This is a genomic window from Streptomyces sp. GMY02 (genome assembly GCF_019056675.1).
GTDB classification, from domain to species: Bacteria; Actinomycetota; Actinomycetes; order Streptomycetales; family Streptomycetaceae; genus Streptomyces; species Streptomyces odonnellii.
This window is the reverse complement of the sequence record NZ_CP077658.1, coordinates 2,140,164-2,161,122: the sequence shown is the minus strand read 5'-3', so window position 1 is coordinate 2,161,122 and position 20,959 is coordinate 2,140,164. Positions and strand designations below refer to the sequence as shown.

Sequence of the window (20,959 nt, the reverse complement as noted above, 5' to 3'; positions counted from 1 at the left end):
CGTGAGCGCCGGCCCGGGGCTACCGGGCCGCGGGGGCGCGGGGGTGTGGTGAGCCGGGCGCCGGGCCGTGCTGTCAGAGGTCTTGACCAACCAATTGGTCTGGACCATGCTGTGCGCGCTCCGCCACGTCCATTCCCCCCATGCCCGGAGGCAGTTGTGGAACGCACCAGACGTCCGGCCCTGTATGCCCTGTATCCCAGACTGGTGGCCGTCCTCGCGGCCGCCGTCCTCGCCGCGAGCGGTCTCGTCGCCGCCGCGCAGACGGCGCGGGCCGCCGACGCGGACATCGCCCGTAACGGAAACTTCGAGTCCGGCCTCAGCGGCTGGAGCTGTACGGCGGGCAGCGGCGCCGTCGTCAGCACCCCCGTACACGGCGGGAGCGGCGCGCTCAAGGGCACCCCCGCGGGCAGCGACAACGCCAAGTGCTCGCAGACAGTCGCGGTCCAGCCGAACTCCGCGTACACCCTGAGCGCCTGGGTCCAGGGCAGCTATGTCTACCTCGGCGCGTCCGGGACCGGCACCACCGATGTCTCCACCTGGACGCAGTCCGCCCCCGGCTGGCAGCAGCTCACCACCAGCTTCCGTACCGGCGCCGGCACCACGTCGGTGACCGTCTACACCCACGGCTGGTACGGCACCCCGGCCTACTACGCCGACGATCTCACCCTCGTGGGCCCCGGCGGCACCCCCGCCCAGCCCCCGGCCGTCCCCACCGGCCTGCGCGCGGGAACGGTCACCTCCTCCTCCGTGGCCCTCTCCTGGTCCCCCGTCACGGGCGCGACCGGCTACAGCGTCTACCGCGGCGGCACCAAGGCCCTTGATGTCAGCGGTACTTCGGCGACCGTGACCGGGCTCAGCCCCTCCACGGCGTACAGCTTCCAGGTCGCCGCCACCAACTCCGCCGGTACGTCCGCCCTCTCATCGGCCGTCAGCGCCACCACCTCCGCCTCGGGCGGCGGCGGAAACGGCGGCGGACTGCCCGCCCACGCCCTGGTCGGCTATCTGCACTCCAGCTTCGCCAACGGCTCCGGTTACACGCGCATGGCCGACGTGCCCGACTCGTGGGACGTCATCAACCTCGCCTTCGGCGAGCCCACTTCGGTCACCTCCGGCGACATCCGCTTCAGCCTCTGCCCGGTCGCCGAGTGCCCGAACGTCGAGTCCGCGGCCGAGTTCAAGGCGGCCATCAAGGCCAAGCAGGCCGCGGGCAAGAAGGTCCTGATCTCCATCGGCGGCGCCAACGGACAGGTCCAGCTCGCCACCACCGGGGCCCGCGACGCCTTTGTCTCCTCGGTGTCCAGGATCATCGACGAGTACGGACTCAACGGCCTGGACATCGACTTCGAGGGCCACTCGCTCTCCCTCAACACCGGGGACACCGACTTCCGCAACCCCACCACCCCGGTCATCGTCAATCTGATCTCCGCGATCAAGACCCTCAAGGCCAAGTACGGTCCGGACTTCGTGCTGACCATGGCCCCCGAGACCTTCTTCGTACAGCTCGGTTACCAGTTCTACGGATCGGGCCCCTGGGGCGGCCAGGACCCGCGCGCCGGGGCGTACCTCCCGGTGATCCACGCCCTCCGGGACGACCTCACCCTGCTCCATGTCCAGGACTACAACTCGGGTCCGATCATGGGTCTGGACAACCAGTACCACTCGATGGGCGGCGCCGACTTCCACATCGCCATGACCGACATGCTGCTCACCGGCTTCCCGGTGGCCGGTGACACCACAAAGGTCTTCCCGGCGCTGCGGCCCGACCAGGTGGCCATCGGCCTGCCGGCCTCGACCCAGGCGGGCAACGGCCACACCTCTCCCGCCGAGGTCAACAAGGCGCTGAACTGCCTGACGAAGAAGACGGACTGCGGCTCCTACCAGACCCATGGCACCTGGCCCGCGCTGCGCGGACTGATGACCTGGTCGATCAACTGGGACCGCTTCAACCAGTGGGAGTTCTCCCGGAACTTCGACGCGTACTTCGGCTGAGCCGGGACCGCGTGGCGGGTGCTCCGGGCGTGCGGAGTGCGCGGAGCACCCGTCCCAGGACCAGGAGCAGCATTCCGCACAGCGCCACGCTGCCGAGGACGTCCAGCGGCCAGTGGTAGCCACGCAGGACCAGACCGGTGCCCGTTGCCAGGGTGAGCAGGACGGCGACGGGCACCGGCCAGTTCCGCGGGCTGTACGGGCGTGGGCGTCGGGGGGCCGGGGCGGTGCGCGAGGACGGGGCGGTGTACGGGGCCAGGAGCAGCGCCGCGCCGCCGTACGCCACCATCGCCGTCGCTGTGTGCCCCGACGGGTAGTAGCCGGTCGCCTCGGTGAGCGGGCCCGGCCGGCCGATCCAGATCTTGAGCGGTACGACCAGAGCCGGAACGGCGGCCATGGCGAGCGCGGCCGCCAGCGCCCCGGCCCGCTGCCCGCGCCACACCGCGTACCCGATCACCACGGCCAGTACGGGCAGCGCCACCGGCATCCCGCCGAGGTCGGCAAGGAATTCCGTCAGAGGTGTGGGCCCTTGGCGGGCGAGCGCCAGTCCCAGGCGCTCGTCGGCGGCGCGCAGCGGTCCGCCCGCAGCGGCCTGCCAGGTGATCAGCGAGAAGAGGAGCGCGCAGAGCGCGAAGAGGAGACGGGACCTGCTGAGGAGCGGACGGGACCTGCCGAAATGGAGTCGGGACCTGCGAGGAGTCCGGGAACGCTCCGGGAAATGAGCCGGCCGCCCGGGAACAGGGGGGTAGTTCCGGGGCGGCCGTCCGCATCGGTGTGCCACACGCCCCGGGGGGTTTGGGGCGGGTGGCCGTCCGATCGGCAAGGAGTTCCAGAGCCTGAATCTCCAGTGGTGTGCGCGAAGGCACGACCAAAGCGGGGCTGGGGATGCTCCGCTCCGGTGTCGCCCGCAGTCCCCTGCGAGCGGGGTGTTTCTCTCATCTGCGGAAACCGTACGACAGGCCGGCCGCGACCGACAGCCGGAAACGGCTCCCGCCATCGCCCTCGCACACCTTCTTCACAGGCCCTCACCGTTGACGCGAAGATGACCCCAACTGGCTCCCAGAGGCTCCTCATGGCTGGTCACGCGGTACGTCACCGGGCCTCACCGGGATCGTCATCAGGGCCGCTCGGGGCTTCGCTCATGGCTGGTCAGAGAGCGGAGAACGCCTGCTCGATGATGTCCAGGCCCTCGGTCAGCAGGTCCTCGCCGATCACCAGGGGCGGCAGGAAGCGCAGCACGTTCCCGTAAGTGCCACAGGTCAGGACCAGCAGTCCCGCCGCGTGGCAGGCCTTGGCCAGCGCGGCGGTCGCCTCCGGGTTGGGCTCCTTGGTCGCGCGGTCCTTCACCAGCTCGATCGCGATCATCGCGCCCCGGCCACGGATATCGCCGATGACGTCGTACTTCTCGCTCAGCGCGGCCAGCCGGGGCTTCATCACGGCCTCGATGTGCCGGGCCTTCGCGGCGAGATCCAGTTCCTTCATCGTCTCGATGGCGCCGAGCGCGGCGGCGCAGGCCACCGGGTTCCCGCCGTACGTACCGCCCAGGCCGCCCGAGTGCGCGGCGTCCATGATCTCGGCGCGGCCGGTCACGGCGGCCAGCGGCAGACCGCCCGCGATGCCCTTGGCGGTGGTGATCAGGTCCGGTACGACACCCTCGTCCTCGCAGGCGAACCACTGGCCGGTACGGCAGAAACCGGACTGGATCTCGTCCGCCACGAACACGATCCCGTTCTCCCGGGCGAACCGCGCCAGCGCCGGCAGGAATCCCTTCGCGGGCTCGATGAAACCGCCCTCGCCGAGCAGCGGCTCGATGATGATCGCCGCCACGTTGTCGGCGCCGATCTGCTTGCTGATCTGGTCGATGACCTGGGCGGACGCCTCGGGGCCGCAGTTCTCGGGGCCGGTGGGCCAGCGGTAGCCATAGGCGACGGGCACCCGGTAGATCTCCGGGGCGAAGGGGCCGAAGCCGTTCTTGTACGGCATGTTCTTCGAGGTCAGCGCCATGGTCAGATTCGTACGGCCATGATAGCCGTGGTCGAAGACGACGACCGCCTGGCGCTTGGTGTACGAACGGGCGATCTTGACGGCGTTCTCGACGGCCTCGGCGCCCGAGTTGAAGAGCGCGGACTTCTTGGCGTGGTCACCCGGGGTCAGCTCCGCGAGCCGCTCGCAGACCTCGACGTACCCCTCGTACGGCGTGACCATGAAACAGGTGTGGGTGAAGTCCGCGAGCTGGGCGGAGGCACGGCGTACGACGGCCTCGGCGCTGGCGCCGACGGAGGTGACGGCGATGCCGGATCCGAAGTCGATCAGCCGGTTGCCGTCCACGTCCTCGACGATTCCGCCGCCGGCGCGGGCGGCGAAGACGGGCAGCACGGACCCCACACCGCCGGCGACCGCGGCGGTACGGCGGGCCTGCAGCTCCTGGGACTTCGGCCCGGGAATGGCGGTGACGAGACGGCGCTCCTGCGGGATGGCGGTCATGAGGGGCTCCTGGGGGGTGTTCAGGGGTTCCGGTTGTTCCGGGGTGTACCGGTGTTCCGGGGGCTTTCTTCGCAGGCTAGGGGCGGCGGAGGGGTGCGGGCATGCGCCGTTCGGTAGTAGTGGGGGTGTGTCGTTGTCCGTGACGGACAGCGTGAACGACTGCGTGACGGCCGGCGTGACGGACAGGGAGGGCCGCTGGAGGGGTGGCCCCGGTGCCGGAGGGGAGCGACGGGCGGGCATCAACCTCCTTGCGGGCGGCGGACGGTGGGCCAGCCGCTGAATGTCCGCCGGTGGCAATACATTGAGCGGGTACAGCACGTACGGAGCAGGTACAGCAGGGCGGACCGGTGACTGCACAGGGGGCAGGGGTACGGATGGACAGCGACGGCACGCACGACTCACGGGGCACCCGGGCCAACCCCGTGCCGCGCCCGGCAGGGCCGCCAGGGCTGTCGGGACCGCCGCCCATGCCGCCACCGCCGTCCTCGGCGCCGTTCGAGGCGGCGCTTCCGCCGGCCCCGGGCCACGCACCGCACGCCGGCCCGACCCTGCGCGAGTGGCTGCACGTCCCGCGGGCCGCGGACGCGCCGGGGACCTGGGCGTACGGCCACCGGGCACGGCCCCCGGAGGAACCGGAGCGCGCTCCGCTGCGGCAACTGGTCAGCGGGGCACTGATCTCGCTGCTGGCGGGGATGCTGCTGTGGTCGCTGCTGTGGAACGGGTATCTGGGCGGGTTCTGGCTGTGGCCGCTCTATATGTTCACGCCGGACTCATGGCGCGGGACGATGGCCTCCGTCGTCGCCTCGTACTTCTGGTACGCGCTGCTCATCGGCGGCCTCCTGTTCGTCTTCGGCCGCCTCGGCCGCTGGCCCGAGCTCGCCCGGCGCCTGCTCCGCCGCGGCCCCGGCGACGCCCCCCGGGAGACCGCCCCGACGCACCCCGAGCCCGAGGACGATCTCGCCGAGTGGCCCGAGCTGCGGGCCGCCGGGCAGGGGGACGTCGCCGCCAAGCTCGCGTCCGAGGTGCGGGACGGGCGTATGAACGATGTCGACTACGCCCGGATCCGCCGCGCCTGGCACTCCGTACGGGCCGACCCCTCGCGGCTGACCGCCTTCACCGAGGCCGTGCGCGGCAAGGGCGCCGGGGCCTGTGTCCATCCCTCCGGCCACCGTGACCTGCCCGTCCGCGCCGCCCGGCACGATCTGCTCGCACGGCAGGTCAGGATCGGCACGGTCCACGACGGCGAGCGCAATCCGTACCCCCGGCGGGGCACCGGTCTCGCGCTGGACCCGGCGCTGCTCGGGACCTCGCTGCTGGCCGTGGGCCCGCCCGGCGCGGGCAAGACGCACACCCTCGTACGCCCCGTCGTCGAGTCGCTCGCGCTCCAGGCGCTCGCGGGCCAGGCGGCCGTCATCGTGGTCTGCGCCGCCGGCACCCAGTTCGGCCCCGACAGCGCCTTCGATGTCGTGGTGCGGCTCGGCGACCCGGAGTCGGTGTACGACCTCGATCTGTACGGCGGGACCAACGACCCCGACGAGGCCGCCGCCGTACTCGCCGAGGGACTCGTCGGCGATCTGACGGACACCGACAGCCGGCGGGCCACCACCGCGCTCGCCCAGCTCCTCGGCCCCTTCCGTGTCGCGCACGGCCGGCTCCCCGCCGTACCGGAGCTGCGGGAGCTGCTCGACGGCTCGCCCGCCGCGCTGGCCGCCCTGCGGGAGGCCCTCGACGCCGGGGGACACCATGCCATGCGGCGTGAACTCGACGCGCGCGAGCGGCAGTCGGGCACGCCCGGCGATCCGGGGCGGGCGCTCGCCGACCGGGTCGCGCTGCTCGACCGGCCCGCCTTCGCGGGGTTCTTCGACACCACCGGCAGGACCAGGCCGTTTTCGCTGCGCACCCTGGAGCACCCGCTGCGGGTCCGTATCGACCTGCCGGAGCGCGGGCACGCCGAAGCCTCGCGGATGCTGGCCAGGCTGATACTGGCCCAGTTCACGGCGAACGCGGCGACGCGCAACGACCGTTCCCTCTTCGCCTGCCTCGCCCTGGACGACGCGACCCGCACCCTCACCCCCGAGACCCTGCGCGGGGTGCAGCGGCTGCGCTCGGCGAACGCGGGCGCGGTGCTCACGCTCCGTACGCTCGACGATGTGCCCGAGGCGCTGCACACCGCGCTGCTCGGGGCCGTCGGCTGCCGGATGGCGTTCTCCGGGATCACCACCTGGGACGGCAAGCGCTTCGCGGAGGCATGGGGCACGGAGTGGGTGGAGACCCGGGACGTCACCCAGCGGACGGTCTTCGCCGACCAGCCGCTGACCCGGGCCATACACGCGTTCCGGAAGCTGGTCACCGGCAAGGCCGTGACGACGGACGCGGTGACCGTACGGAAGGTCGAGCGTGAGCGCTGGTCGGCCTCCGAGCTGGCGCACTCGGTCCCGGCGGGGCACGCGGTGCTGTCGCTGCGGACGGTGGGGGGCGAGCACGCGCCGCCGCTGCTGGTGGACCTGCGAGGGTGAGGTCTTCGTGGCGCGGAGGGCGGCAGCCGGTTGTCCGATCGTACAATCTGGCAGAATCGGGTGATGCCGTTCATACGGGACGGCGCAATCGTCAGGGGTGGCCGGTCCTGGTTCCGGCGCCCTGCCCGTCCGCTGCCGAAGGCCCTACGGTTCCACCATGCCGCCCACCCTCGCCTCCCTCGTCCAGCATTCGGCACTCAACCTCACCGTGCGCGCGGGGGAGGACCGGCTCCGGACCCCCGTGCTCTGGGTCCACGCCAGTGAGCTGGCCGACCCCGTCCCGTACATGGAAGGCGGCGAGCTCCTCCTCATCACCGCCACGGGCCTCGACGCCGAGGATCCCGAAGCGATGCGGCGGTACGTGCGGCGGCTCGTGGACGCCGGGGTAGCCGGGCTCGGCTTCGCCCTCGGCGTGAACTACGAGGACATCCCCGAGGCGCTCGTCTCCGCCGCCCGCGAGGCGGGGCTGCCGCTGCTGGGCGTACCGCGCCGTACGCCGTTCCTCGCCATCAGCAAGGCCGTGTCCGCGGCGATCGCGGCCGACCAGTACCGCGCGGTCACCGCCGGGTTCGAGGCCCAGCGCGAACTCACCCGCGCCGCGCTCACCGAGGGCCCCGAGGCACTGCTGGCCCGGCTCGCCGGATACGTGGACGGCTGGGTGGCGCTGTACGACGCGTCCGGCGCGGTCGTCGCCGCCGCGCCCGAGTGGGCCGCGCGCCGGGCCGCCCGGCTGTCGGCCGATGTGGAACGGCTCCGGGAGCGGCCCGCGCCCGCCAGCGCGGTCCTCGGCGGTGCCCCGGGCGCGCACGCCGACGACCGGGTGGAACTCCAGTCCCTGGGCACGGGCCGGCGCGTACGGGGCGCGCTCGCCGTCGGTACGGAAGCGGCGCTCGGCACGGCGGAGCGGTACGCGGTCCACTCGGCGGTCGCCCTGCTGACACTGACCACGGAGCGCTCGCGCGGCCTGCGGGCGGCGGAGCAGCGGCTCGGGTCGGCGGTTCTGCGGATGCTGCTGTCCGGCCAGCCCGACCATGCGCGGGCGGTGGCGGGCGATCTGTACGGGCGGCTGCTCGACGCCCCGTTCCGGCTGCTGATAGCGGAGTCGGCGGAGAGCGCGGACGACGATCCGCTGCCCACGGTCGCCGAGACGCTGGAGGCGGCGGCCGCCCGCGCGCGGGAGGCGGTGCTCGCCGTCCCCGACGGCGACGGGCGGCTGACGGTGCTCGCCGTGGACGGCGGAGCGGTGGTCGCGGCGGCGGAGGAGTACGCGGCGGGGAAGGCGGAGGCGGCGGGCGTGGTGATCGGCCTGTCCGCGCCGACGGGCCCGATCGCCGCGTCGGGCGCGTACAAACAGGCCGAACAGGCGCTCTCGGTGGCCCGCCGCCGTGGCCGCGCCCTTGTCGAACACGAGGAACTGGCCACGGGCTCGATCCTCCCCCTCCTCGCGGACGACGCCGTCCGCGCCTTCGCCGACGGCATGCTCCGCGCGCTCCACGACCACGACACCAAGGGCCGCGGCGACCTCGTCGCCTCCCTCCGCGCCTGGCTCTCCCGGCACGGCCAATGGGACGCCGCGGCGGCCGACCTGGGCGTCCACCGCCACACCCTCCGCTACCGCATGCGCCGAGTGGAGGAAATCCTCGGCCGCTCCCTGGACGACCCGGACGTACGGATGGAGCTGTGGCTGGCCCTGAAGACGACGACCCGTCCGGGGGCGGAGGAGCAGCGGAAGTAGGGGGCGGGCGGTCCTGGTCTGCGGTCGTCCCGTGCGCGCCCCGGCGCGTGTTCCGGCTTGCGTATTGGCGTACGCGCGAACGTACGGCCCGATACGTGCTCCCGCGCGCGGTGGCACTGGCTTGCACCGGGCCGGCTCGGCGTAAGCGGTACGGCTCCGCCGCTGCCGGGCCGGAGCCGTACCCGTCGGCCCTCCGCGCCGCCGAGCCGGCGCAGTGGGCCGCAGGCGCCATGCACCCACCGGGGTCCGGGGCAGCGCCCCGGATTCGGGTAGGGGCGGGGCGGGGGAAAGCCCCCGCCCCTGACATTGCGGCGCACACCCCCGTCCCAGCACTCCACCCCGGACAACCCACCCGCCGCCCCCATCGCCCTACCGTGGACACAGACACCCCCACCACCGCCCCCCATGCGGACCACCTACTCGGAAGGGCCCGGACTCGCGATGACTTCCACCCATGCCTTCTGGCTCGCCGGCCGCCAGGCCACCGGCGAGGACACCATCGACGTCACCTCCCCCTGGGACGGCCGGCTCGTCGGCACCGTCGCGGTGCCGGGCGAGGCCCAGGTCGAGGAGGCCGTCGCCGCCGCGTACGCCGTACGGGACGAGTTCGCCGCCACCCCCGCCCACCTCCGCGCCGCCGCCCTCGACCATGTCTCCCGCCGGATCGTCGAGCGCGCCGACGAGATCGCCCGGCTGATCTCCGCCGAGAACGGCAAGCCCCTCAAATGGGCCCGCGGCGAGGTCGGCCGCGCCGTCTCCGTGTTCCGCTTCGCCGCGGAGGAGGCCCGCCGTTTCAACGGCGGCGACGCCCAGCGCCTCGACACCGACCCCGGCGGTGCCGGCCGCCTCGCCCTGACCCGCCGCTTCCCCCGCGGCGCCGTCCTCGGCATCGCGCCGTTCAACTTCCCGCTCAACCTCTGCGCCCACAAGATCGCCCCCGCCATCGCCGTCGGCGCCCCGATCATCCTCAAGCCCGCCCCCGCGACGCCCCTCTCCGGCCTCCTCCTCGGCGAGCTGCTCGCCGAGACCGATCTGCCGGCCGGCGCCTGGTCCGTACTGCCCGTGCCGAACGACCGGATGCCCGCCCTCGTCCAGGACGAACGGCTGCCCGTGATCTCGTTCACCGGCTCCGACAAGGTCGGCTTCGCGATCATGGACTCCGTCCCGCGCAAGCACATCACCCTCGAACTCGGCGGCAACGGCGCGGCCGTCGTCCTCGCCGACTACGCGAGCGAGAAGGACCTGGACTGGGCGGCGACCAGGATCGCGACCTTCGCCAACTACCAGGCCGGCCAGTCCTGCATCTCCGTCCAGCGGGTGATCGCCGACGCGTCGGTGTACGAGCGGCTCGTGCCCAGGATCGTCGCGGCGGTCGAGGCGCAGAACACCGGCGACCCCGCCGACGAGTCCACCGACGTGGGCCCGCTCGTCAGCGAGGACGCCGCCAGGCGCGTCGAGTCGTGGGTGGACGAGGCGGTACGGTCCGGTGCCCAGGTGCTCGCGGGCGGCAAGCGGGACGGCGCGGCCTACGCGCCCACCGTCCTCTCCGAGGTCCCCGCGGACGCCAAGGTCTCCCGCGAGGAGGTCTTCGGGCCCGTGCTGACGCTCCGCCGGGTCGAGGGCGAGAGCGAGGCGTTCGCGGCGGTCAACGACTCGAAGTACGGCCTTCAGGCCGGGGTGTTCACCCATGATGTGCAGGCCGCGTTCCGCGCCCACCGCGCACTTGAGGTGGGCGGCGTGATCATCGGCGATGTGCCCTCGTACCGCGCCGACCAGACGCCGTACGGCGGCGTCAAGCAGTCCGGCGTCGGCCGCGAGGGCGTGCGCTTCGCGATGGACGACTACACGTACGAGCGCGTCATGGTCTTCACGGGCCTGGACCTGTAACGGCCCGGAGCGGTGGTCCTGGACGGCCGGAGTACGCCATGCGCGGCTCCGGCCGTCGCCGTCCGGCCGCGCCCGTACCCGTACCCGTCCTGCCGTCCGGTCGCGCCCGTAGACGTACCCGTCCAGCCCCACAGGTCCCCTACGAACCTTTGATCCCTTTGCTCCACGACTGGTGGGGAGGGCGTTAATCGGGTAGATACGGACGAGTAGAACCAGCCGGTAAAACCGTCACTGGACCCGACTCCGCGGCGAGGTGAGTTCCTCATGTCCGCCCCATCCGCACCCTCAGCAGCATCCGCCCCCCAGGAGCCGCCGGGCCGCCCCAAGGTCTCCGAGCGGGAGGCGCGCCAGGTCGCCGAGGCCGCCCGTGAGCAGGGCTGGCGCAAGCCGAGCTTCGCCAAGGAGATGTTCCTCGGCCGCTTCCGGCTCGACCTCATCCATCCGCACCCCCTGCCCGCCACGGAGGACGTCAGGCGCGGCGAGGAGTTCCTGGCGAGCCTCCGCGCGTTCTGCGAGACGAGGATCGACGGAGCGCTGATCGAGCGCGAGGCCAGGATCCCGGACGAGGTGATCAACGGCCTCAGGGAGCTGGGCGCGCTCGGTATGAAGATCGACACCGCGTACGGCGGTCTCGGCCTCACCCAGGTGTACTACAACAGGGCGCTGGCCCTGGTCGGCTCCGCGAGCCCCGCGATCGGCGCGCTGCTCTCCGCCCATCAGTCGATCGGCGTACCGCAGCCGCTGAAGCTTTTCGGCACGCAGGAGCAGAAGGAGACGTTCCTGCCGAGGCTGGCCCGTACGGACATCTCGGCCTTCCTGCTCACCGAGCCGGACGTCGGCTCCGACCCGGCCAGGCTCGCCACGACGGCCGTGCCCGACGGCGACGCGTACGTCCTCGACGGCGTGAAGCTCTGGACGACCAACGGGGTCGTGGCCGATCTGCTGGTGGTGATGGCGCGCGTCCCGAAGTCCGAGGGGCACAAGGGCGGCATCACGGCGTTCGTCGTCGAGGCGGACTCGCCGGGCATCACGGTCGAGCACCGCAACGCCTTCATGGGCCTGCGCGGCCTGGAGAACGGGGTGACGCGCTTCCACCGCGTGCGGGTCCCCGCCGCGAACCGGATCGGCCCCGAGGGCGCCGGTCTCAAGATCGCCCTGACCACCCTCAACACCGGCCGGCTCTCGCTGCCCGCGATGTGCGTGGGCGCGGGCAAGTGGTGTCTGAAGATCGCCCGCGAGTGGTCCGGGGCCCGTGAGCAGTGGGGCAAGCCGGTCGGCAGGCACGAGGCGGTGGGCGGGAAGATCTCCTTCATCGCCGCGACCACCTTCGCGCTGGAGGCGATGGTCGATCTGGCGTCGCAGATGGCCGACGAGGACCGCAACGACATCCGGATCGAGGCGGCGCTCGCCAAGCTGTACGGCTCGGAGATGGGCTGTCTGATGGCCGACGAACTGGTCCAGATCCGCGGCGGCCGCGGCTTCGAGACCGCGGAGTCCCTGGCGGCCCGCGGCGAACGCGCCGTACCCGCCGAGCAGATGCTCCGCGATCTGCGGATCAACCGGATCTTCGAGGGCTCCACCGAGATCATGCATCTGCTGATCGCCCGCGAGGCCGTCGACGCCCATCTCTCGGTGGCCGGTGACATCATCGACCCGGACAAGTCCCTCGCCGACAAGGCGAAGGCGGGCGCGCAGGCAGGGAAGTTCTACGCCCGCTGGCTGCCGAAACTGGTCGCGGGTCCCGGCCAACTGCCGGGCTCGTACGGCGAGTTCCACCACGAGGGACTGCCGGACCTGTCGGTGCACCTGCGCTACGCCGAGCGCACCGCGCGCAAACTCGCCCGCTCCACCTTCTACGCCATGTCGCGCTGGCAGGGCCGGATGGAGACGAAACAGGGCTTCCTCGGCCGGATCGTGGACATCGGCGCGGAGCTGTTCGCGATGAGCGCTGCCTGCGTACGGGCCGAACTGCTGCGCACGAACGGCGACCACGGCCGCGAGGCCTACCAACTCGCGGACGCCTTCTGCCGCCAGGCCCGTATCCGCGTCGAGGAACTCTTCACGCGTCTGTGGTCCAACACGGACGACATCGACCGCAGGGTCGTCGGCGGCGTCCTGGCCGGCCGCTACACCTGGCTGGAGGACGGCATCATCGACCCCAGCGGCGAGGGCCCCTGGATCGCCGAATCCACCCCGGGCCCCTCCCCCCACCCCAACGTCCACCGCCCCATCCCCTGACCCACCAGCCTCCGGGCCGCGCCCCCAGAAGGGACGCGGCCCGGAGTCCTGTACCGGTCCGGTTGAAAGGACCTGGCTGAACGGCCTAGTTGAAGGGGTCCAGGGTGATGTACGCCTGCTGGGGGTTGGGGTCGTTCACCAGGGACTCGTGGTTGCCCACGTCGTCAAAGGCGAAGGCGTACGCCTTGCCGTCGGACATCTGGGCGTGGATCGTGCGGGCGTAGTGGTTGGTCACGGAGTCCTGGTAGAAGCCGGAGGGACTGGTGTCCGGCTGGTTGGGGTTGGTGAGGAGGGTGGTGCGGTTGAAGCCCGCGCAGAGGGTGCGGGAGATGGGGCCGCGGACGAGGTCGTTCGGGGCGTCCAGGTGCTTGTAGCAGCCGAAGACGCTGTCGGCGTCCGGCTTCTGGAACGAGGTGACGACCGTGCCCGCCGAGTTCGTGAAGTTCATGACGTTGCCCGAGACCCGGCCGAAGTACTTGGTGTTCGGCTGGTCCCCGAACGGTGTGACCGTCAGGGTCGAGGTCGTGTACCTGCTCCACACCCGGTTGATGTAGTCGTCCAGCACCCCGGCCGGGAGCGAGCCCGAGCCGATGCCGTGGCCGGGAGCGAGGGCGCGCAGGACGGTGCCGTCGGGGCGGGTCTGGATCAGATTGGCCCAGCCGCCCGGCTGGCTCCTGAGGGCGTTGAGGACACCGTTGTAGCCGCCCGGCTTGAGATGGCCGGTGGTCCTGGTGGAGCCGTCGGGGAGCCTGACACCGACCGCGTACGGCGCCGAGAACATATCGACCTGTGTGCTGTTGATCCACAGTCCGGCGTCGTTGAGTGTGTACTCGGTCCAGTTGAACAGGATGTTCCGGTTCGGGTCGTTCGGGTTCTGGACCGCGGGCTGCACCAGACCGCCGGTGGTCAGCCTGAAGTCGAGCTTCTGGCCGTACGAGAAGTAGACCCGGCCGGAGAACTTCGGCATCCGGATCGTGACCGACTGCCCGTTGGCCGGCCCGGCGATCGACGCGTCGGGCGCCGGAGTGGGCGGATTGCCGCCGGCGGGCCAGGCGTGGAACGTACCGTTCGCGTCGGCCCAGCCCTGCTGGCCCGTCGTGAGGAGCGTCCCGAGGTTGTACAGGTAGACCGGTTCCGAGCGGCCGGAGTTGTTGGTGATCGTGAGCGGGATCGTCTCCGGCACGGCGGCCTCGGCGGGCACCGCGGCTTCGGTGGGTACCGCGGCCCCGGCGAGTGACGCCGGGCTCGCGGCCGAGAACCCGGTCGCGAAGACCACCGCGGCGGCCAGTGACGCGAGCAGCCTTTTTGTGCCAAGCACGCTCTGCCTCCTGAGTTGTGGGGGGAGTTGGGGGCTTTGAGAGCGCTCTCAGAATCGGGCCACGGCCAAGGCGTGTCAATGAGCCGGAGCCAATTCGTCCGCCCCGTGAAGCACTGCGACCGTCCCCGCCCACGCCCGGCGGCCGTGGCTCCCGGCCGCCGTCATGCAGCACAATCGGGCGTCGGGACGATCAACCCACGAGATCAACCCACGAGATCAACTCACGATGGGGGCAGGCATGTTCGGGGCCACAAGGAGCCGGTTGCGGCGGGTACGGCACGGTGTGACGGCGGTGGCCGTCGGCCTCGTACTCCTCGGCGCGTCCGCGTGCAGCAGCGGTGACCAGCAGGGCGACGACGCCGACGGCAAGAACACCGGCGCCAGGAACGGCGGAGCCACCGGCAAGCCCTCCGCCGCCGGTCCCGCGCCCCTCACCAAGGAGCAGCTCACCGCCGCCTCCCTCACCGACGGCGAGAAGATCGGCCGCTACACCGTCTCCGACTACGCCCTCGGTGCCCCGCTCGGCGAGGACTACACCGCCGAGCCCGCCGTCTGCCAGCCACTCGTCAGCCTCGCGCCCGGCGCCACGGCCTTCGATCCGGCCGCCGAAGTGCACCGCAAGGCCGATGTCCCCGACGAGATGCTCGGGCTCACGGTCTCCGTACAGCTCCGCTCGTACGCCGCCCAGGGGGCGACCGGCGTCCTGAAGGCCCTCCGTACCGCGGGAAAGGAGTGCGCCGGCGGATTCACGGAGGACCGGGCGCTGGCGCGGGCGAAATACCTGAGGGTGGAACCGGCCGAGGCGCCCGGCCTGGGCGACGAGGCCACCGCGTACCGCTTCACCATCCTCGACGTGAAGGGGACGCTGAAGCTGTACGAATACCTCACCGTTGTACGGTCGGGCTCCACCACCCTCTCCTTCCGCGCCGAGATCCCCGGCACCGAGGACGTCGGCGGAGTGCCCGACGAGATCGTCCGGGCCCAGTGGCAGAAGTTCCAGGCGGCGGCAAAGGCATGAAAGCCCTGACGGGGCCCGGAAGGCGGACCTGCGACAGAGCCCGGCAAGCGGAGCCGCGACAGAGCACGGAAGGTCGAGCCCCCGCGACGGAGCCCCGAAGGCGGAGCCCGAACGCCGTCGGAAAAGCCTGAAGCACGGCAAAAAGACCGGCAAAAACACGGCGCACCGCAGCAGCCGCAGGGGCGCGCTGTCCAACCGGCGCACGGATGAGGCAAGAATGGGGGCATGAGCGACAGCCCAGCCCCTCTCGCCGATCCACACATCGCCTTCGACCCGACCGAAGGCCGCCGGGACATCGTCGTCCTCGGCTCCACGGGATCGATCGGCACCCAGGCCATCGACCTGGTCCTGCGCAATCCCGACCGCTTCCGTGTCACCGCGCTCTCCGCCGCCGGAGGCCGGGTGGAACTCCTCGCCGAGCAGGCGCGGCGGCTGCGGGTCCGTACCGTCGCGGTCGCGCGCGAGGACACCGTGCCCGCGCTGCGGGAGGCGCTCGGCGAGCGTTACGGTGCGGGCGAGCCGCTGCCGGAGATCCTCGCCGGCCCCGACGCCGCCACCGAGCTGGCGGCCTCCGACTGCCACACCGTCCTCAACGGCATCACCGGTTCCATCGGCCTCGCCCCCACCCTGGCCGCCCTCACCGCGGGCCGGACCCTCGCTCTCGCCAACAAGGAATCGCTGATCGTCGGCGGCCCCCTCGTCAAGGCCGTGGCGAAGCCCGGCCAGATCATCCCGGTCGACTCCGAGCACGCCGCGCTCTTCCAGGCGCTGGCCGCCGGCACCCGCGCCGATGTGCGCAAGCTGGTCGTGACGGCCTCCGGCGGGCCCTTCCGAGGCCGTACGCGAGCCGAACTGGCCCGAGTCACCCCCCGGGACGCCCTCGCGCACCCCACCTGGTCGATGGGCCCGGTGATCACGGTCAATTCGGCGACCCTGGTCAACAAGGGGCTCGAAGTGATCGAGGCACATCTTCTTTACGACATTCCCTTCGAACGCATTGAGGTCGTCGTCCACCCTCAGTCGTATGTCCACTCGATGGTGGAATTCAGCGACGGCTCGACCCTGGCCCAGGCGACCCCGCCCGATATGCGCGGGCCGATCGCCGTCGGTCTCGGCTGGCCGTGGCGGGTGCCGGACGCTGCCCCCGCGTTCGACTGGACGAAGGCCTCGACCTGGGAGTTCTTCCCGCTCGACGGGGAGGCCTTCCCGTCGGTGGGACTCGCCAGAAAGGTGGGGGCCCTGGGCGGTACGGCTCCGGCGGTGTTCAATGCCGCGAACGAGGAGTGCGTCGACGCGTTCCTGGCCGGCCGGCTCCCGTTCAACGGCATCATGGACACGGTCACCGAGATCGTCGAAGAACACGGCACGAGCGGTGCACACGGCACGGACCACGGACGCGGCACGGGCGGTGGCCACGGCACGAACGGTGGACACGGCGCGGACCGTACGGGAACCTCGCTCACCGTGGCGGACGTCCTCGAAGCCGAGGCCTGGGCACGCGCCCGGGCCCGTGAGAAGGCGGCGGCATTGGCAGACCAACTGGCAGACACAAACGGCGAAGAACAGCCGGTGGAGGCTCGCGCATGACGATTCTGTTGACGGTCCTCGGCATTCTTGTCTTTGTCGCCGGTCTGCTCTTCTCCATCGCCTGGCACGAACTGGGCCATCTCTCGACCGCCAAGTACTTCGGCATCCGCGTACCCCAGTACATGGTCGGCTTCGGACCGACGATCTGGTCGCGCAAGAAGGGCGACACCGAGTACGGGATCAAGGCGATCCCCCTCGGCGGCTACATCCGCATGATCGGCATGTTCCCGCCGGGACCCGACGGCCGGATCGAGGCGCGGTCGACCTCGCCGTGGCGCGGGATGATAGAGGACGCCCGCTCGGCGGCCTTCGAGGAACTCCAACCGGGCGACGAGAAGCGGCTGTTCTACACGCGCAAGCCGTGGAAGCGCGTGATCGTGATGTTCGCGGGCCCGTTCATGAATCTGGTCCTCGCCGCCGTGATCTTCATCGGTGTGGCGATGGGCTTCGGTTTCCAGACCCAGACCACCCAGGTCGCGGGTGTCCAGAAGTGCGTGATCTCGCAGAGCGAGAAGCGCGACACCTGCCGGAAGGGCGACCCGGTCTCGCCCGCCCAGGCGGCCGGCCTCAAGGAGGGCGACCGGATCGTCGCCTTCAACGGACGGTCCGTCGGCGACTGGACCACCCTCTCCAATCTGATCCGCGAGACCATCGGCCCCGCCACCATCACCGTCGAACGCGACGGCACCCGGCAGGAACTGCACGCCACCCTCGCCAAGAACATGGTGGCCGAGAAGGACTCCAACGGAGAGGTCGTCCCCGGCAAGTACGTCCCCGCCGGCTATCTCGGCTTCGCCGCCGCCACCGAGATCGTTCCGTTGTCCTTCCCGCAGTCCGTTGACCGGATGGGCACCATGATCGGGGACGGTGTCGAGTCGATCGTCGCTCTTCCCTCCAAGATCCCCGACCTCTGGAGCGCGGCCTTCGGCGACGGCCCGCGCAAGGAGGACTCACCGGTCGGCGTGGTCGGCGCGGCCCGGATCGGCGGCGAGGTGATGACGCTCGACATCCCCGCGACCAACCAGATCGCGATGATGCTGTTCCTGCTCGCGGGCTTCAACCTCTCGCTGTTCCTGTTCAATATGCTGCCGCTGCTGCCCCTCGACGGCGGGCATATCGCGGGCGCGCTCTGGGAGTCCCTGCGGCGCAGGCTGGCACGGCTCTTCAAGCGTCCCGACCCGGGGCCGTTCGATGTCGCGAAGCTGATGCCGTTCGCCTATGTGGTGGCGGGGATCTTCATCTGCTTCACGCTGCTTGTCCTGGTCGCCGATGTCTTCAATCCGGTCAAGATCTCCTGAGCTGCACGATGTGCTCGGGCGGCGCGCAGTGGCGTAATCTCGGGGCCGGAGCCCGCCCGTCCCGGGACCTTGATCCATACCTTGGGGTTGCACAGCAGATGACTGCGATTTCTCTCGGAATGCCGTCCGTTCCGACCAAGCTCGCCGAGCGGCGGGTCAGCCGTCAGATCCAGGTGGGGTCGGTGGCGGTGGGTGGGGATGCGCCGGTGTCGGTGCAGTCGATGACGACGACGCGTACCTCGGATGTGGGTGCGACGTTGCAGCAGATCGCTGAGTTGACGGCGTCGGGGTGCCAGATCGTACGGGTCGCCTGTCCGACGCAGGATGACGCGGACGCGTTGGCGGTGATTGCGCGGAAGTCGCAGATTCCGGTGATCGCGGATATTCATTTCCAGCCGAAGTATGTGTTCGCGGCGATTGACGCGGGGTGTGCGGCGGTGCGGGTGAATCCGGGGAACATCAAGCAGTTCGACGACAAGGTGCGGGAGATCGCGAAGGCGGCGGGGGACGCGGGGACTCCGATCCGGATCGGGGTGAACGCGGGGTCGCTGGACGCGCGGCTGCTGCGGAAGTACGGGAAGGCGACGCCGGAGGCGCTGGTGGAGTCGGCGCTGTGGGAGGCGTCGCTGTTCGAGGAGCACGGGTTCCGGGAGATCAAGATCTCGGTGAAGCACAACGACCCGGTGGTGATGGTCAACGCGTACCGTCAGCTCGCCGCGCAGTGCGACTACCCGCTGCACCTCGGCGTCACCGAGGCCGGCCCGGCGTTCCAGGGGACGATCAAGTCCGCTGTGGCGTTTGGCGCGTTGCTGAGCGAGGGGATCGGGGACACGATCCGGGTCTCGCTCTCGGCGCCGCCGGCCGAGGAGGTCAAGGTCGGTCTGCAGATCCTGGAGGCCCTGAACCTCAAGCAGCGCCGCCTGGAGATCGTCTCCTGCCCCTCCTGCGGCCGCGCCCAGGTGGATGTGTACAAGCTGGCGGACGAGGTGACGGCGGGTCTTGAGGGTATGGAGGTTCCGCTGCGCGTCGCGGTGATGGGCTGTGTGGTGAACGGTCCGGGTGAGGCGCGTGAGGCGGACCTCGGGGTCGCGTCGGGCAATGGCAAGGGGCAGATCTTTGTGAAGGGCGAGGTCATCAAGACCGTTCCCGAGTCGAAGATCGTGGAGACCCTGATCGACGAGGCCATGAAGCTCGCCGAGCAGATGGAGAAGGACGGCATCGCCTCGGGCGAGCCCCAGGTCTCCGTGAGCTGACACCTCTCCGAGCACGGTCCCGCGGCCACCGCCCCCAGGGCACCGGCCGCGGGACCTTCCGCTGTGAGCAGCACGCCATGCACCCGCCAGGTACAGTGCGGAGATCAGCAGACCGTATGGTGAGGCACCCTCGTGTTGACGCACACCACCACTCGGGTCCTCGAACCCGGCGAACTCGGCGCCGCGCTCGCCATTCTGGAGAGCGAGCCCGTCGCCAACGCCTTCGTGACCTCCCGTGTACAGGTCGCGGGGCTCGACCCCTGGCGCCTCGGCGGCGAGATGTGGGGCTGGTACACGGCCGGGCGGCTCCGCTCGCTCTGCTACTCCGGCGCCAATCTCGTACCGATCTGCGCCACCCCCGAAGCCGTGCGCGCCTTCGCCGACCGCGCCCGCAGGACCGGCCGCCGCTGTTCCTCGATCGTCGGCCCCGCCGAGCCCACCGCCCTGCTGTGGCGGCTGCTGGAGCCCCACTGGGGCCCCGCCCGCGAGGTCCGCGCCCACCAGCCGCTGATGGTCACCGAACAGATCCCCGCCGTGGTCGCGCCCGACCCCTTCGTCCGCCGGATCCGCAAGGACGAACTGGAGGTGATCATGCCGGCCTGCGTGGCCATGTTCACCGAGGAGGTCGGGGTCTCCCCGCTCGCGGGCGACGGCGGACTGCTCTACCAGGCGCGGGTGGCCGAACTGGTCGGCTCCGGGCGGTCGTTCGCCCGTATCGACGACGGCCGGGTCATCTTCAAGGCGGAGATCGGCGCGGCCACCCCCCAGGCCTGCCAGATCCAGGGTGTCTGGGTCGACCCCGAATACCGCGGCCGCGGCCTCTCCGAGTCCGGCATGGCGGCGGTCGTACGGTACGCGCTGGCCGATGTCGCCCCCGTCGTGAGCCTGTACGTGAACGACTACAACACCCCGGCCCGCGCCGCCTACCGCCGGGTCGGGTTCCGCGAAGTGGGCGCCTTCATGAGCGTGCTGTTCTGAAAGTAGGGTTCGCCCATGCTGAGCATCCCCGGGGGCACCCCCCGGATTCCCGACGTCCAGGTAGCGCCGGTCGATCTCGCGGCACGCGTCGACGAGGCGCTCGCCGTACAGGCCCTCGCCTTCGGGCTCAGCGAGGACGAGATCGGGGTACGCCGCCATATCGTGCTCCGGCATCTCATGTATCCCGGCTGCCGTGCCTTCGGCGCCACCACCGGGGACGGCCGGCTCGTCGGATTCGTGTACGGCCTGCCGAACGACCGCGGTCACTGGTGGTCCACCGTCGTCGAGCCGTATCTGCGCGCCACCGCCTCCGAGGGCTGGCTCGACGACTCCTTCGTGATCACCGAACTGCATGTCCATCCGCAGTTCCAGGCACGCGGCATCGGCCGCGCCCTGATCACCACCATCACGGACACCGCCGCCCAGCCCAAGTCGATCCTGTCGGCCATCGACATCGAGAACCCGGCCCGCCGGCTGTACCGCAAACTGGGGTACGAGGACCTGGCCCGCCAGGTCCACTTCCCCAGCGCGCCCAAGCCGTACGCCGTGATGGGGGCGCCGCTGCCGTTGCGCAGACCGGGCGGCGGCGACAACTGATTTCCGCCTGCCGGTGCGCCCCGGCTAACCTCCAGGCATCAGCCGAGAGAACGCAGAACGCAGA

The 20,959-nt window shown here is 71.1% G+C and carries 14 protein-coding genes; 11 read left to right on the top strand and 3 right to left on the bottom strand.

Annotated elements, in window-relative coordinates:
• The first annotated feature begins 156 nt into the window (after positions 1-156).
• Positions 157-1,989, top strand: coding sequence for a chitinase (locus tag KQY30_RS08905; protein WP_254407024.1), 1,833 nt, complete (start codon positions 157-159; stop codon positions 1,987-1,989).
• Here the strand turns inward: KQY30_RS08905 and KQY30_RS08900 are convergent.
• Together KQY30_RS08900 and gabT are read right to left on the bottom strand one after the other, a co-directional pair.
• Positions 1,943-2,767, bottom strand: coding sequence for a phosphatase PAP2 family protein (locus tag KQY30_RS08900; protein ID WP_367997406.1), 825 nt, complete (start codon positions 2,765-2,767; stop codon positions 1,943-1,945). The two genes, KQY30_RS08905 and KQY30_RS08900, sit on opposite strands and share 47 nt — an antisense overlap.
• A gap of 368 nt (positions 2,768-3,135) precedes the next feature.
• Positions 3,136-4,470, bottom strand: coding sequence for a 4-aminobutyrate--2-oxoglutarate transaminase (gene gabT, locus KQY30_RS08895; RefSeq protein WP_217306376.1), 1,335 nt, complete (start codon positions 4,468-4,470; stop codon positions 3,136-3,138).
• Positions 4,471-4,844: 374 nt separating this feature from the next.
• On the opposite strand from gabT, the gene KQY30_RS08890 reads away from it, so the two are divergent.
• The 4 genes from KQY30_RS08890 to KQY30_RS08875 all read left to right on the top strand — a co-directional run bounded on the left by KQY30_RS08890 (position 4,845) and on the right by KQY30_RS08875 (position 12,846).
• A complete protein-coding gene (locus KQY30_RS08890) occupies positions 4,845-6,986 on the top strand; it encodes an ATP-binding protein (protein ID WP_217310908.1) in 2,142 nt (713 codons plus the stop codon).
• A gap of 157 nt (positions 6,987-7,143) precedes the next feature.
• Positions 7,144-8,721, top strand: coding sequence for a PucR family transcriptional regulator (locus tag KQY30_RS08885; RefSeq protein WP_217306375.1), 1,578 nt, complete (start codon positions 7,144-7,146; stop codon positions 8,719-8,721).
• 441 nt (positions 8,722-9,162) lie between these two features.
• The gene (locus KQY30_RS08880) at positions 9,163-10,608 is read left to right on the top strand and encodes an aldehyde dehydrogenase family protein (protein WP_217306374.1); all 1,446 of its coding nucleotides are present in this window, start codon (positions 9,163-9,165) and stop codon (positions 10,606-10,608) included.
• A gap of 264 nt (positions 10,609-10,872) precedes the next feature.
• Positions 10,873-12,846, top strand: coding sequence for an acyl-CoA dehydrogenase family protein (locus tag KQY30_RS08875; protein WP_217306373.1), 1,974 nt, complete (start codon positions 10,873-10,875; stop codon positions 12,844-12,846).
• Between the two features lie 85 nt (positions 12,847-12,931).
• Here the strand turns inward: KQY30_RS08875 and KQY30_RS08870 are convergent, their stop codons facing one another.
• Positions 12,932-14,164, bottom strand: coding sequence for a glycoside hydrolase family 64 protein (locus tag KQY30_RS08870; protein ID WP_217306372.1), 1,233 nt, complete (start codon positions 14,162-14,164; stop codon positions 12,932-12,934).
• 238 nt (positions 14,165-14,402) lie between these two features.
• Here KQY30_RS08870 and KQY30_RS08865 point away from each other — a divergent pair, with 238 nt between their 5' ends.
• The 6 genes from KQY30_RS08865 (at position 14,403) to KQY30_RS37400 (ending at position 20,895) form a co-directional block, all read left to right on the top strand.
• On the top strand, positions 14,403-15,182 hold the full coding sequence (locus tag KQY30_RS08865) for a hypothetical protein (RefSeq protein WP_217306371.1): 780 nt from the start codon (positions 14,403-14,405) through the stop codon (positions 15,180-15,182).
• Between the two features lie 225 nt (positions 15,183-15,407).
• A complete protein-coding gene (gene dxr, locus KQY30_RS08860; RefSeq protein ID WP_217306370.1) occupies positions 15,408-16,769 on the top strand; it encodes a 1-deoxy-D-xylulose-5-phosphate reductoisomerase in 1,362 nt (453 codons plus the stop codon).
• Positions 16,766-18,067, top strand: a complete 1,302-nt coding sequence (locus tag KQY30_RS08855) for an RIP metalloprotease (protein ID WP_217306369.1) — start codon at positions 16,766-16,768, stop codon at positions 18,065-18,067. Before dxr ends, KQY30_RS08855 begins: the two co-directional genes overlap by 4 nt.
• A 98-nt stretch (positions 18,068-18,165) precedes the next feature.
• On the top strand, positions 18,166-19,320 hold the full coding sequence (ispG, locus tag KQY30_RS08850; protein WP_217306368.1) for a flavodoxin-dependent (E)-4-hydroxy-3-methylbut-2-enyl-diphosphate synthase: 1,155 nt from the start codon (positions 18,166-18,168) through the stop codon (positions 19,318-19,320).
• Positions 19,321-19,455: 135 nt separating this feature from the next.
• The gene (locus KQY30_RS08845) at positions 19,456-20,298 is read left to right on the top strand and encodes a GNAT family N-acetyltransferase (RefSeq protein ID WP_217310901.1); all 843 of its coding nucleotides are present in this window, start codon (positions 19,456-19,458) and stop codon (positions 20,296-20,298) included.
• A 15-nt stretch (positions 20,299-20,313) separates the two neighbouring features.
• Positions 20,314-20,895: a GNAT family N-acetyltransferase gene (locus KQY30_RS37400; RefSeq protein ID WP_217306367.1), complete on the top strand. Its 582-nt coding sequence runs from the start codon at positions 20,314-20,316 to the stop codon at positions 20,893-20,895.
• Positions 20,896-20,959 lie beyond the last annotated feature (64 nt).